8 protein-coding genes are annotated in these 12,296 nt (G+C 58.3%); 2 read left to right on the top strand and 6 right to left on the bottom strand.

The features are described 5' to 3' along the window. The 3 genes from AC1ROI_RS01775 to AC1ROI_RS01765 all read right to left on the bottom strand — a co-directional run bounded on the left by AC1ROI_RS01775 (position 1) and on the right by AC1ROI_RS01765 (position 2,799). Positions 1–1,131: a LuxE/PaaK family acyltransferase gene (locus tag AC1ROI_RS01775; RefSeq protein ID WP_102595500.1), complete on the bottom strand. Its 1,131-nt coding sequence runs from the start codon at positions 1,129–1,131 to the stop codon at positions 1–3. Between the two features lie 21 nt (positions 1,132–1,152). Next, positions 1,153–2,394 (bottom strand): MdfA family multidrug efflux MFS transporter, encoded by a 1,242-nt coding sequence (locus AC1ROI_RS01770; RefSeq protein ID WP_083376647.1) that lies wholly within the window; start codon positions 2,392–2,394, stop codon positions 1,153–1,155. Between the two features lie 267 nt (positions 2,395–2,661). After that, positions 2,662–2,799, bottom strand: a complete 138-nt coding sequence (locus AC1ROI_RS01765) for a hypothetical protein (protein WP_010460667.1) — start codon at positions 2,797–2,799, stop codon at positions 2,662–2,664. A gap of 157 nt (positions 2,800–2,956) precedes the next feature. Here AC1ROI_RS01765 and AC1ROI_RS01760 point away from each other — a divergent pair, with 157 nt between their 5' ends. Then, a complete protein-coding gene (locus tag AC1ROI_RS01760; RefSeq protein ID WP_010460665.1) occupies positions 2,957–3,145 on the top strand; it encodes a hypothetical protein in 189 nt (62 codons plus the stop codon). A gap of 19 nt (positions 3,146–3,164) precedes the next feature. Here AC1ROI_RS01760 and AC1ROI_RS01755 read toward each other — a convergent pair whose 3' ends face one another. Next, entirely contained in the window at positions 3,165–3,536 is a 372-nt protein-coding gene (locus tag AC1ROI_RS01755) for a hypothetical protein (protein ID WP_010460662.1), read from the bottom strand. Positions 3,537–3,780: 244 nt separating this feature from the next. Between AC1ROI_RS01755 and pvdQ the strand changes: the two genes are divergently transcribed. Then, complete coding sequence (gene pvdQ, locus AC1ROI_RS01750; RefSeq protein WP_102595501.1) at positions 3,781–6,126, top strand: bifunctional acylase PvdQ; 2,346 nt, start codon at positions 3,781–3,783, stop codon at positions 6,124–6,126. A 54-nt stretch (positions 6,127–6,180) separates the two neighbouring features. Here pvdQ and AC1ROI_RS01745 read toward each other — a convergent pair whose 3' ends face one another. Both AC1ROI_RS01745 and AC1ROI_RS01740 read right to left on the bottom strand, forming a co-directional pair. Next, the gene (locus tag AC1ROI_RS01745) at positions 6,181–7,182 is read right to left on the bottom strand and encodes a FecR family protein (RefSeq protein WP_010460659.1); all 1,002 of its coding nucleotides are present in this window, start codon (positions 7,180–7,182) and stop codon (positions 6,181–6,183) included. A gap of 96 nt (positions 7,183–7,278) precedes the next feature. Beyond that, on the bottom strand, positions 7,279–12,117 hold the full coding sequence (locus tag AC1ROI_RS01740) for a dermonecrotic toxin domain-containing protein (protein WP_102595502.1): 4,839 nt from the start codon (positions 12,115–12,117) through the stop codon (positions 7,279–7,281). Positions 12,118–12,296: the final 179 nt, after the last annotated feature.

Genomic DNA, 12,296 nt, shown 5'->3' with positions numbered 1-12,296 from the left:
TCAGGCTCCTTCAATCAGTTCAGACGCGGCCATTGCGCAGCTGCGGCTGGCGGTCGTGCCGGCGCGTCCATGCAGTTCAAACCAGTCGGTCTGCAAGCCGCATCCGCAGCTGGCAGCGGGGTGCAGCGTCGCCAGGTCGCCCATGACAACGGCGTGCGCGGGGCTGGACGAAATGTACGGCGACACGAACTCCAACAAGCCGCGCTGACCGTAGGGTTGAACAGTGAAACTGGATGGGTTGCGCACGAAGACCTTCGAATACACCGGCACATGGAAATGCTGCCGAGCACACTGGATGTAGGGCACGGCATGCTCGACAGCGCCGTAACCGTCCCGGCAGCGGGACAGGTCGATGCCCAATTGGCGGTGGATGCGTTGATACAACTGCGACAAAGGAATTTCCTGTGCGGCCTGGGTTTTCCAACCCCCCCCGAGAAACACCAGGGACTCGGCCGCTAGCTTGAGATCCGCGACGCCAGTGTCTTCCATGTGCTGCAACGCGTGGGAGAGGAACGCCGGGAAGCCGAGAATGCGCACCGGCAATCCTTCTTCGGCGAATTCCTGCAAGGCGCGGATCACCCCAAAAACATCGAACGCGTGACCGTTGCCCGTCAGGCGCAATCCATAAGCGATGCGGTTGACCGGCGCATAGCTGCACAGAAACTGGTCGGTGTACGCAGTGCCCAAGGTGATCGCAGCCTTGGGTTCATAGCTCAGTAGCAAGTAGTTGCAGGGACTGTCCGGAGTGTCCCAGCCGTAATGGCGAAAAATGTGGCTCACCATGCCCTGGGCGGCCGCCATGCTGCGCTGGTCATAGCGCAGGCGACTTTTCTGGCCGCTGGTGCCGGACGATGTCAGCTCCAGTGCGCCTTCGCCCGTAGGGCCGAACAACAGGTGACGTTTGAAATAGTGAGCGAAAATCGGCGGTAGTCTTGACCAGTCATCCAGTGTCGCCAGGTCTTGAGCGACCAGCCCGTTGCTGTTGAGCCAGCGCTCATAGCCAGGCGTGTGGTGACAATGAAACAGGCTGACTTCCCCCATGGCCCGGTCGAACAGGCCTTCAGGCACGGAATCCAGGCAATAGGGTTGCGTTAACGCGCAAAGCGCATCGGTGTGGGGTAAATGGATCATCGAAGGACCTTTCGGGTGGAGTCAGGCAGCAAGCGGGAGGTGAGAACGCCGCAGAAAAAGGCGCAAGGGCAGCAGGCACATGAGCCCTGCAATAGCCGCCATCAGGGCGAAGGATTCGTGGTTGTCACCGGCACCGGCCGCCGCAATCAGCGAGCCGCCGCCGCCCATGACGGCGATCGAGATCATGCCGATCATGGCCGAGACCAGGCCTTTGCTGTCGTCGCTTGAAAACAGCGCGAGCCGGTACAGGGCGGCGTTGCTCATGCCAAGGCCGATGGCATAAACGGCCAGGGCGCTGATGAGCAAAGGCGTAGACGCCCCGTAGAAACTGCTGGCGAGCAAGGCGAGGAGTCCGCCGCAAAACGGCCACAACGCGTATCGAATCAGTTGCGGCAATTCAGTGTCGGCGATCAATCGATTGAGTATCAGGTTGCCGAGAATGACGGCCGCAAACACCGGGATCTGCCACAGGCCGTACTGCAAGGGTGAAAGTCCCTGATTGTGAATCAGCAGGAGCGGAGCCAGCCCGATCCACGCAATCAAGGGCAGGCTCATGACCCCCAGCGCGACCGAGGCGCTGAGGAATCGCGGGTTGCCGAGCAACGCGGCATAACGGCGCACGGTGCCGCGCCATTCGAACGGCACCGCCGCCAGTCGCTGACCGTCATGACGCGAGGTACCCACGGTTTCCGGCATGAACAGGTAAAGCCCGAGCCAGACCAACAGGCCGCCGATACCCAGCAGTAAAAACAGCTGCCGCCAGGACAACCACTCCAGCAGCAGGCTGCCGAGCAAAGGCCCCAGCAGCGGAGAGAGCAATGCAACGTTGCCCAGCAACGCCATGATTTTTACTGCGTCGGCTTCGCAGAACACTTCTTGCAAGGCTGGATAGCTGACCGCGATGACAAATCCCAGCCCCATGCCCTGAATCACCCGCAAGCCGTTGAATGCATAAATGCTGTGCACGCTGAACGCGGCGGCACAGGACAGGGCGAATAAACCGCAACCGATGAGCAACATCGGTCGGCGACCGAACTGATCCGACAGCGGACCAATAAGCCATTGCAGAAGAATGCCGCCCGCCAGATAAAGATTGAAGGCGTAGGGGACATGTCTCCCGCTGGCATTCAGATCATGAGTGACGGTCAACATGGCGGGCATGATCATGTCGCTGGCCATATACGTCAGAAGTTCAAAAAAAGTAATGGCAAGGCAAAAGCCGAACACCTGATAGGGGCTAATATTTATGAGCGGTTTGTGCATGGCATCCCTGTTCTTCGTCGTGAAGTTAAATAGTGGGTCTTATTGCGATGCGCCAAGATTAATCAAGCGGGTATGAATACCTCAAACGGACTATTAAGACTGAAAGCTTCAATAGTTTTCGCCAGGTTTCGATGGGGGGAGGGCAGTAAAAAAAGAAGGGAAAGTGTATGTACGAAAAATGCCCGCAACGGGGCGGGCATTGGTTCAGCAATCACGGGATATCCGCTTTTCTTACAAGCGGATGTTCAATTACTTACGCGTCATACGTTATCGATGCTGGTAATAACCCGGTCCACCGCGATCGTAATGGTGGTCGCCGTGCCGGCCACCGTGGGGGAAAACGATGCAGCCGCTCAGCATCAGCAGCGCGAGCAGGGGAATCAGCCGTGTGATTCGACGGAACATTTGAAAATCCTCATGGTTATCGCCGTAATAAAGCCAAATCTCTTCATCGGCTGTAACATGAGACCCCGTTTGCAGCGTCCCATTCCTGCACAAAGGTAGGGGCTTGGCATGCTTTCGGATACAAACCGGACACATTTTTCAGGTTCAGGAATTCGCAATGACTCAGTCGCAACGTTTGAAATACTCGATTCTGATCTCCCTGGTGGTGTTGGGGATCATGTTCGGCCTTTCGTATCTGCAAAACGCAGGCGTCATCAGCGAGAAGCTGTTTCAGTACATCGCCATCGGCGTCGCGGTGATCGTGGTGGTGGTCAATGGTGTGATGCGTCGCAAGGTCAAGCCTTGAGCGACGCACCTTGACCTGATCAGTCGCGATGGAGCATGGCTACAGCGTGCGGATGCAGGCTGTAGCTTTTGTCGGCATTGAGGGTGATCACGCCTTCGCTGCACAAGCGTTTCAACACTTCTCGCACACTCAGAAAGGACAGGGGAATATCCAGGTCCAGCAAATGGCCGTGCACGCCTCGCACGCCCAGGCTGCGCTCGCTTTCGGCGGCGGTCAGCAAGGCGTCGATGACCTTGAGGCGAATCAGGCTGGTTCGCAGGCCGAAGCTTTTGAGCAGCAATCTGATCCGCTCGTTACCATTACGCTCGCCTCGTTGACTGAAGACCCCGGAGTCCATGGCTGAACGCTTGGGCGCGTGACTACCGTCCGTTGGCAGTTGCGAGTTGTACATGCAAAAACTCCTTTTCCGAGCCGGCCAGGAAATGTGATGGGTGCTCTCATTCAATAAGACGTATGAGCACGGCAAATAATGAAGGATCGAATGTAGAAAATTCGTCACCGTCACGTCAGCGTCCTGTGAGCAGGCTGGTTAAAGCGCCTTTCAGGGCCTAAATTTTTGTCGTGGGTTTCGTTCCTAGGGGAAGGCGCGATGCGTGTTTGACGCAGGGTGTTTGTCTTTTCGATCAGGAGCGAGCGTGATTATTTCCAGGCAATTTACCAGGTTGAGCCTTGCGGGCATGTTGGTAGGGCTGAGTCTTGCGGCAAATGCACGCAATGCGCCGGAGCAGGCCAGCGCCGACATTCGCCGCACCAGTTTTGGTGTGCCGCATATTCGTGCCGAAGACGAGCGTGGACTCGGTTATGGCATCGGTTACGCCTATGCGCAGGACAATCTGTGCTTGCTGGCCAATGAGATTGTCACCGTCAATGGCGAGCGCTCACGCTATTTCGGCCCGGATCAGCTGACGGTCGAGGAGCGCGAGAACCAGGTCAGCGACCTGTTCTTCACCTGGCTCAATACCCCAGAAGCCGTCGCCGGGTTCTGGAAGGCGCAAACTCAGCCAGTGCGTGATCTGGTCGACGGTTATGTGGCCGGATACAACCGCTCGCTGACCGAGCGTCGTGAACAGGGTTTGCCGCAGCAGTGCCAGGGCGAATGGGTGCGCGACATCACCTCGCAGGACCTGGTCAAGTTGACCCGCCGCCTGTTGGTCGAAGGTGGAGCAGGGCAGTTCGCCGAAGCGTTGGCGGGGGCGACGCCACCCAAGGCCGTTGCTCAGGCCGCGGGCGAAGGGTCGTCATTTCAGCTGGCGGCCACGCGCATGCAGCGGTTCGCGCTGGATCGCGGCAGCAACGCGGTGGCGGTCGGCAGCGAACGTTCGTTCAACGGCCGTGGGATGTTGCTGGCCAACCCGCATTTCCCGTGGATTGGCGGGATGCGCTTCTACCAGATGCACCTGACCATTCCCGGCAAGCTGGACGTGATGGGCGCGGCGTTGCCGGGGTTGCCGATGATCAATATCGGTTTCAACCAACACCTGGCGTGGACCCATACGGTGGACACGTCCAAGCACTTCACCCTGTATCGCCTGCAACTTGATCCCAAGGATTCGACCCGTTATCTGCTCGACGGCCAGTCACTGCCGATGAACAAGCAGACCGTGACGGTGAACGTGAAACAGCCCGACGGCCAGACCAAAGCGGTGTCCCATGTGGTCTACAGCTCGCAGTTCGGTCCGATCGTGCAGTGGCCCGGAAAACTCGACTGGGACAATCAGTACGCCTACAGCCTGCGCGATGCCAACCTGGAAAACGACCGGGTGTTGCAGCAGTGGTACGCCATGAACCAGGCCTCCAGCCTCAAGGATCTACAGACCTCGGTCCACAAGATTCAGGGTATCCCGTGGGTCAATACCCTGGCGGTGGATGATCAGGGGCAGACGCTGTACATGAACCTGTCGGTGGTGCCGAACGTCAGTGCCGACAAACTCGCCAAGTGCAGCGACCCGCGCGTCGGGTTGCAGTTGATCGTGCTCGATGGTTCAAACAGCGCCTGTGCCTGGGACATCGACCCGAACGCCGCGCAAAAAGGCATTTATGCGGCGGACAAGTTGCCGCAACTGCAACGCAGGGACTACGTCCAACACTCCAACGATTCGGCGTGGATGGCCAACCCGGCGCAACCGCTCACCGGTTTCTCGCCCCTGATCAGTCAGGAAGGCCAGCCGCTGGGGCTGCGCTCGCGGTTCGCTCTGGACCGGTTGAGCACGCTGAGCAAGGCCGGTCCGGTCTCGGCGGCGGATCTGCAACGGATGGTGATGGACGATCAGGTGTACCAGGCCGGGCAAGTGATGCCGGACCTGCTGCAATTTTGCGCCAACGATCTGGGTGCCGATGCAGCAACGCTCGCTCCGATGTGCGCGAGCCTGAAGACCTGGGACCGCAGTGCGAATCTGGACAGCGGACTCGGCTTTGTACACTTCCAGAATGTCATGGAACCGTTGCAGCAAGTCCCGGATATCTGGCGAGTGGCGTTCGACCCGAAAGATCCGCAGCACACGCCCCGTGGCCTGGCGCTCGATAATTCGCAGGTCACCCAGGCGATTCGCGAGGCGATGCTGGCGTCGGTGGAACAGGTGGAAAAACTGGGGCTCAAGGATGACAGCCGTTGGGGTGATATTCAGGTGGTCAGCAGCGGTGGGCAACAGACGCCGATCCACGGCGGCCCAGGCACGCTTGGCGTGTACAACGCCATCCAGAGTGTTCCGAGAACCGACGGCAAACTTGAAGTCATCAGCGGCACCAGCTATTTGCAAGTGGTGACCTTTGATGACAAGGGGCCGCACGCCCAAGGCCTGCTGGCTTTCTCGTTGTCCAGCGACCCGACGTCGAAGTACTCACGGGATCAGACCGTTGCCTTTTCGAAGAAGCAGTTGAGCCCGCTGCCGTTTACCGAGCAGCAGATAACCTCAGATCCGCAGTATCAGGCGCAGACGATCCGCGAGCAGGATGAAAAAGCCGGGAAGGTCGCCGCTCAGTAAGAGGGCGATTCAAGCAGTAAAAAAGGCCACACCCCCTTGAGGGTTGCGGCCTTTTCAGCTTTTAGGGGTTTGTTGCGGGATCGAATTGAGTACCGGATTACCTTCCTTGTTACGGGTCAGGTAGACCGGCAGCACCTTGGGCAGGGACGCCACCAGGTTGTTCAATTCCTTGATGTTGTAGATGCCACCCAGGCGAATCGTGCCGGTGCTGTGGTCAGCGACCATGACCGGTTTGCTCAGGTAACGGTTGATCAACGGCAGGGCATCGTTCAGCGCCAGATCATCGATCACCAGTTTGCCACTGCGCCACGCCAGGGAATTGTCGTTGGGGTAGGTCTGATTGATCTGCGGCGTGAAGTCGCCGTGTTTATAACGCGCCTGCATCGCCGGCCCCAGGCGCAAGCCATCCCCCGGAAGGTCATCGTTGCTGCTCACCAGCACCGAGCCTTCAATCAGGTTCACGCGTACCTGATCCTCGTACATCCAGACGTTGAACTTGGTCCCGGTGACGCGAATCCTGCCGTCCGCTGCCCTGACAACAAAAGGGTGAGCCAGATCGTGGCTGACGCTGAAGAAGGCCTCGCCTTTTTCCAGCGTGACCCGGCGCTGATCCTTGTAGTTGCTGAAGATCAGTTCGCTGCCGAGGTTCAGCTCCACCTGGCTGCCATCGCTCAGGGTGACCTGACGGACCGTGTCACTCGCTTCGAAATGCTGATACGAATTCGGTAGCCAGCCCATGTTCCAGCCGCTGTACGCCGCCAGCGGCAACGCCAAGGCGCACACGGCGGCGGCGATGCCGACCGTGCGCCAAGGAGCGGCCTGTTTGAAGCGAGCTACCGATGTAACGGCTTCGGGACGCGGCAAATCCCCCGCGACTTCCCAGATCTCGAGCATGGCTTCGTACTCGAACGCATGCAGCGGATGAACATCACGCCAATGTTCGAAGGCGATCCGCTCTTCGGCGGTGCAGTCGACGGCGTGCAGACGCATGCACCAGTGCGCAGCGGCATCGGTGATGGCGTCATATTCGGCTTGCGAGAGAGAATTGTCGGTCATTGACTCATCCTGATTTCGTGCATTCTAACCTTGAGGGGAAGTCTGCGAGAACAGCCGTCATGGCAATTAACCATCAAATGAGAATTATTTTTGACATCAGGGCGTACTGACGTGCAGTTCACGGCCCAGATGACTGACCAGCCAGGCCACACTGTCGGCGTTGCCCAACTGTACGGTCAGCCTGACCAGCGGGTTTTTCTTGAACGTTTCGCGGGCTCCGCTGAGGTTTTCTGCGCCAGTCAACGCCAGGATATGGTCCTTCACCCGATCGGATTCCTTGTCGGAGTTACTGCCCAGATCTTCCCACACACCGGTATCAGGATCTTGGGTCATGAACAGCCGGGTATAAGGGGTCTGGATCGAAAGCGCCGTTTTCTGCACGTGGGTCAACGCACGTTTGAGCTCTGTGGCCAGCGGGGTGGCTGTTCCAATCAGGTCGGTGAACGGCCTGCCGGGATCGAGATAGGAAATGTCCTCGGTTTGACAGGCCATGTGCGACAACTCATGTATCAACGTCACCGCCCGTGCATGGGTGTCGATCGGGAAGGCCGCGTCGGTCAGGTGTTGACGGTAGTGATCGAATCTAAGGTCGAAGAATCTTTCTGCAAGGTGGATTCTGCGGTTTTTGTCTTTGGCGACAATGAAGGCAAACGTGTTTTGGGCGTCTTCGGTCAGCCTGCCGACGGCAAAACGACTGGACTTCGGTTTTCTCAGTGACGGCTCCAGCAACGCTGCGAAAACGTCGCCAATGACTTTTTCAAGCTGCTCGACATGTGCGGGCAGCACATGCTGCACACCGAGGAAATCCATGATGAGCTGATGCACGGGCGTGACGGTCTCGTCGGAGGATTTGAGTTGTTGCAGGTTTCGGTAGCTGTTCCAGGCGTAGGTCGTTGCCAGGTCCAGCGCTTCGTCAATCTGACGGGCCTTCTGTGGAAACAATCGTCGGATACGGGACATGCCCGAGGCATCGACGTTCATGCCATCAAACACCGATCTCGCAGTCTCCAGGCGTCCGAACAGACTGAAGCGAGGCGCCGACTCTCGTCCATCAAGCAACCATTGCTTCGATTCGTTCTGGCGCAGATGAGGGCCCAGCTCGCGTGTGTCGCCGATGCGCCATCGGCTGCCGCGCTTGATGACCGGATACACCTTTCCTTCAACCGGCCCGTAGTGTTGTTTTGTCGTTGGGTGGGTGTAGAGCCCAAGCGTGGCGTCTGAAGTCAGCGAACCCAGATCAACGTTCATGCTTTCGTGGCGCGCGAGTTTCGTGCGTTCGGGGCCCGTGACATCGATGTCCTGCCATTTGAGCCGGGTATCGGGTTTTTCCGGTGCCGGTAGGGCCGGTGTCGACGACCGCAGCGTTGAATCCCCCAGTGTCTGGCGCAGCGTGGAAAGTTCGGCCACGCCGCTGATGAACGCTTTTACGGCGGCTCCCCACCGATGGGTTTGCAGGTCTTCGGCAGATTGCTTGATGTCGCGGTAACTGCGCCACACCGTCTCCGGGTAGGCGAGCTTGCCCATGAAAAATGTATAGGCCTCGTGCAGGTCTTCGCCCAGTACATGCTTGATGGTTGCCCATTCGCCTTGTTTTCGCTCATCGGACTGGCAACCGAGCAATCGGCCCAACAAGGCGACGTTGTCATTGAGCAGGTGTTTGAACAGGTTCCCCTTGATCGGTTGGGAAGCCAGCGTGGTGATGTTCGACGACGTGGCTCTGGCAACGCGGTGATGGGGGGTCGCCATCCGGGTTTCCAGCAGCGTCCGGTCAGGGTTCTGCAGATTCAGGAGTAGCCAGTCGAGCAGCGGTCCGCGGGTCTTCAGTTCTGTCAGCAGCTGGGCTTCGTTTTCATATTCTTTCATCCCGTGCCCAGGGCTGTGAGGCGCAATCAGCACCTGCGCTCCAGTGCGATCCGCCGTCGAGCCGATCAGATAGACACCGGGCACTTTGATCGATTGGGCCTGCCTGATACCCAGGAACTCAAGCGGACGGATGATTGCGTGGGCACCGTCGACCGCCGCGCGGGCGAGGGCGTCGGGCATGTCCATGACTTGCCGGATCAGATCAAACCCGGTCTCGCTCAGGCGCTCCTGAAGTTTTTCCGCGTGGGCGTAATGCATTAATTGCCAGGGCAATTGTGTGTAGAAGCGCTTGCGGCGCTCTGCGTTTGCCGGGGTGTCGGCCAGGGCGTCGTTCACTATTTTCTGTTGATGGTCGCCCGGTTTCAGGTTGCGGATCAGCTCTTTGATGTAGCGCTCGTTCATCCCCTCGGGAATCACGGTGCTATCAAGCGATACCAGTTTGAAATGGAGTGGGTCCAGCGACTTGAGATGAGTCAAGGCAAAGTCGGTCAGGGTTTGGGTGTGGGCCGTCGATGTCGGGCGGGCGTTGATTTGCACCCGGACAGTGTCAGGGTCGATGTTGAAGCCGTCCGCCTTGAGTTGTTTCTCAAGGCCATGGTGCGCCGTGCGTTGCAGTGACCGCAGGCCGGTCAGGTAATCCTGGTCGTCTTTCACATTATCGACGTATTGCTGAAGCAGCTCGGCATGCACAATCAGCTCTTTGACGGATGCCTGGGCCAGCCATGCCGGCAGTTTTTGCCGGGTGGTCAGGGATTGTGCAATGTCCATCGGACGGTCAAGCCCTGTCATCGGTTTACGCAGCGAGACAAGATCCAGGAGATGGGTCAGTGGCGTCGCGGAGAGCTTTGTTGCCAGCGCATCGGTCAGGCACGGCTCATCGAGGTGCACATAAGGTTTTTGCAGGTAATCAAGAAAATGCCCATAGACCCGCTGCAGAGGCGCCAACGTGTAAGTCCGGCCAGGCAAACGCTCGCTGCGACCAAGGTTCTCCAGCAGCATTGAGCGATGGTTGACGTCGGCGAGGCGTCGACCGAGTTCGGTCAGCAACGGCGTCAGCCCTTTGAACGCTTCAAACCCCAACGCAGGTGTCCACACAATCGCCTTGCCCGAATGCACCGGATCCTGGCCGCCTCGTTCAGTCAGGACAAAACAGCTGGCCAGCTTCAACGGATCCGCTGCATCGCCGGCCTTGAGCACCAGGGAAAACACGTCCGGCAGAAAGCCGTTCAATGCCGCTCGCTGCAGGTGTATCGGGCTGTCGAGCACGGTTTTGATGATTGCCTGCTCCGTTGTACTCAAGGTGCGGGTGACGGCACGCAGCTTCAGTTCACTGCGCAATGCCGTTGACAACGTATGAGAAAACGTCGATTGCAAGCTGGCCACGGAGTCACTCAGGACGCGCTCAGCGTCAGTGATCGAGCGGGTCGCCGTGGAGATGGCCGGGTGTTTATCCAGAAGTTGATCGAGCGCCTGTTCGACGGAATCGAGCCGCGACAACTCCTCCTTGGCCGACTCGGCGCGGACGGTGGCCGGTTGCGCGCCAAGGCGCCGGTCCACGCGTGTACTCCAGCGTCCTGAAGGGTCGGAGGCCAGCAGACGGTCATCGATCAATCCCCGGACATCCAGTGCGCTGTCGAGCAAGGCATGGGGGTCGAGCGTACCTTCACTTTTGCGCAAGCGGCTCAGCGCATGAGACAGGTTGTCCCGTTGCTTGCCGAGGATGTCGGCCATTAAGTGATTGAACACCGGACCAACGATCGGTTTGCCCTCAACCACACGCTCAACCGGCTCCAAAGCAAGAAAGGTGGCGCGTTCGTCCAGCGACATGAAGTTGAGCAAGGTGTCTTCATGCCCTTCGGTTTTCATCATCTCCAGCACGATGTTTTTGACTGCCGGCAGATTGTTCGTCGCTTCGATGCCTCGGGAAGGGGAGTACAGAAAACCCAGGGTGTTGGTGCCTCCGATCATCAAGGTCGAGGCCAGCTCCGCAAAATGCCTGAAGGGTGCGGTCACTCGTATTTTCTCGATGCGAAGAGGGTCGTGTGCGTCAGGCGGAAGGCTGACGTTCATCAGTCGCAGGTATTCCTGCGTGGTCAAACCACCGTTCTGGCGCTGGTGCAGCAGTTTCAGGTGAAAGGTGTCACGCAGGCCCTCGGTGAAAAACGCCAAGCGTGAAAGGCCTGTGCTCATGGATGTGTTCCAGAACAAGGCGAGCAGGCTGTGCAAGTGCGGCGTGAAGCTCTGCGCGATTTCTTTCACCGCGCTTTCCCACGTCAGGTTATCCGCGTCGTTGCTGACGCTGTGCTCGGGATTGGCGAAGACTCTTGAATCGCCGGTGGGCCACTGGTTGGTCAGATAGAAGTGCAGAAGTGCATCGCTCAAAGGGATCGAGGAAATTGTGTGCAGGTCTTCGTTGCCGTCGAAGGCTGAAACGGTCTTCACGAAGCTCTTGAGCCGGGTCAGACGCTGGTCCAGCGCGGGAAATGCCTTGTGCAACGCGTGCTTGAGGGTGTCATCGAGCATCGATTGCAGGGTTGGCGTCTTCAGCAGCTCAGCCTTCATCGCTTTGATGTTCTGTTCCTGATTGTGATCGAGGGTCAGTTGCTGATCCTGGAACACCGCGTCTTCGATGTCTTTCGTGGCAATGTCGGGAACGGTGGCGGCGGGTAAAGCGCTGCGTTGTTCGATGGAGAGAAAGCGCAACAGCTCGCGTTTGCCTGTGGCCTGCGTCAGCCATTCCTTGAGTTTGCTTTTGAGGTCGGCCATATCGGCAAACTTGATCAAGCCTTTCCACGGTGTGTAAAGGATGACCTCTCCATTTTCGGGCCGGCTCAGGGCAAAGGCTCCGGCCAATGGAATGTCTGTTTTGCCGGTTACTTTCAACAACAGTTGGCAGGCCTGCATGGGCTCTTTTTGCGCGACGCGAGCAGCGTGGGTGGCCAAATACACGTGCTTCAGCCATTTCAGGTCGTCGAGGGTGAAGTTCAGCGTGTTTTCGCGTTCACCGGGTTGTCTGGCATTGGCTGCGCGTTCAGCCTCGTCGAAAAAATAGGGCTCAGCGGGGGTGGTCATGGATGTTCCTCATTGGCTGCGATCAGTGGCCATCGCAGGCTATTGGTTGAGGAAAAACATTACGGTCAGCGGAGTGCTTCGGTGCGGTACATATTGCTTGAGCCGATCAGGTGCTCGAGACTTGACAGGACGCCGGTACAACAGCGCTTAATCGACGTCTGCTGTTGGTTGCCGAGCAA

Source organism: Pseudomonas sp. GW823-FHT02C02 (assembly GCF_058797635.1).
This window is presented reverse-complemented; position numbering and strand designations above follow the sequence as displayed.

Bases quoted from the DNA above. Each gene is read 5' to 3' on its own strand.
- AC1ROI_RS01775 (WP_102595500.1), bottom strand. From the start codon at position 1,131: ATGATCCATTTACCCCACACCGATGCGCTTTGCGCGTTAACGCAACCC.
- AC1ROI_RS01770 (WP_083376647.1), bottom strand. From the start codon at position 2,394: ATGCACAAACCGCTCATAAATATTAGCCCCTATCAGGTGTTCGGCTTT.
- AC1ROI_RS01765 (WP_010460667.1), bottom strand. From the start codon at position 2,799: ATGTTCCGTCGAATCACACGGCTGATTCCCCTGCTCGCGCTGCTGATG.
- AC1ROI_RS01760 (WP_010460665.1), top strand. From the start codon at position 2,957: ATGACTCAGTCGCAACGTTTGAAATACTCGATTCTGATCTCCCTGGTG.
- AC1ROI_RS01755 (WP_010460662.1), bottom strand. From the start codon at position 3,536: ATGTACAACTCGCAACTGCCAACGGACGGTAGTCACGCGCCCAAGCGT.
- AC1ROI_RS01745 (WP_010460659.1), bottom strand. From the start codon at position 7,182: ATGACCGACAATTCTCTCTCGCAAGCCGAATATGACGCCATCACCGAT.
- AC1ROI_RS01740 (WP_102595502.1), bottom strand. From the start codon at position 12,117: ATGACCACCCCCGCTGAGCCCTATTTTTTCGACGAGGCTGAACGCGCA.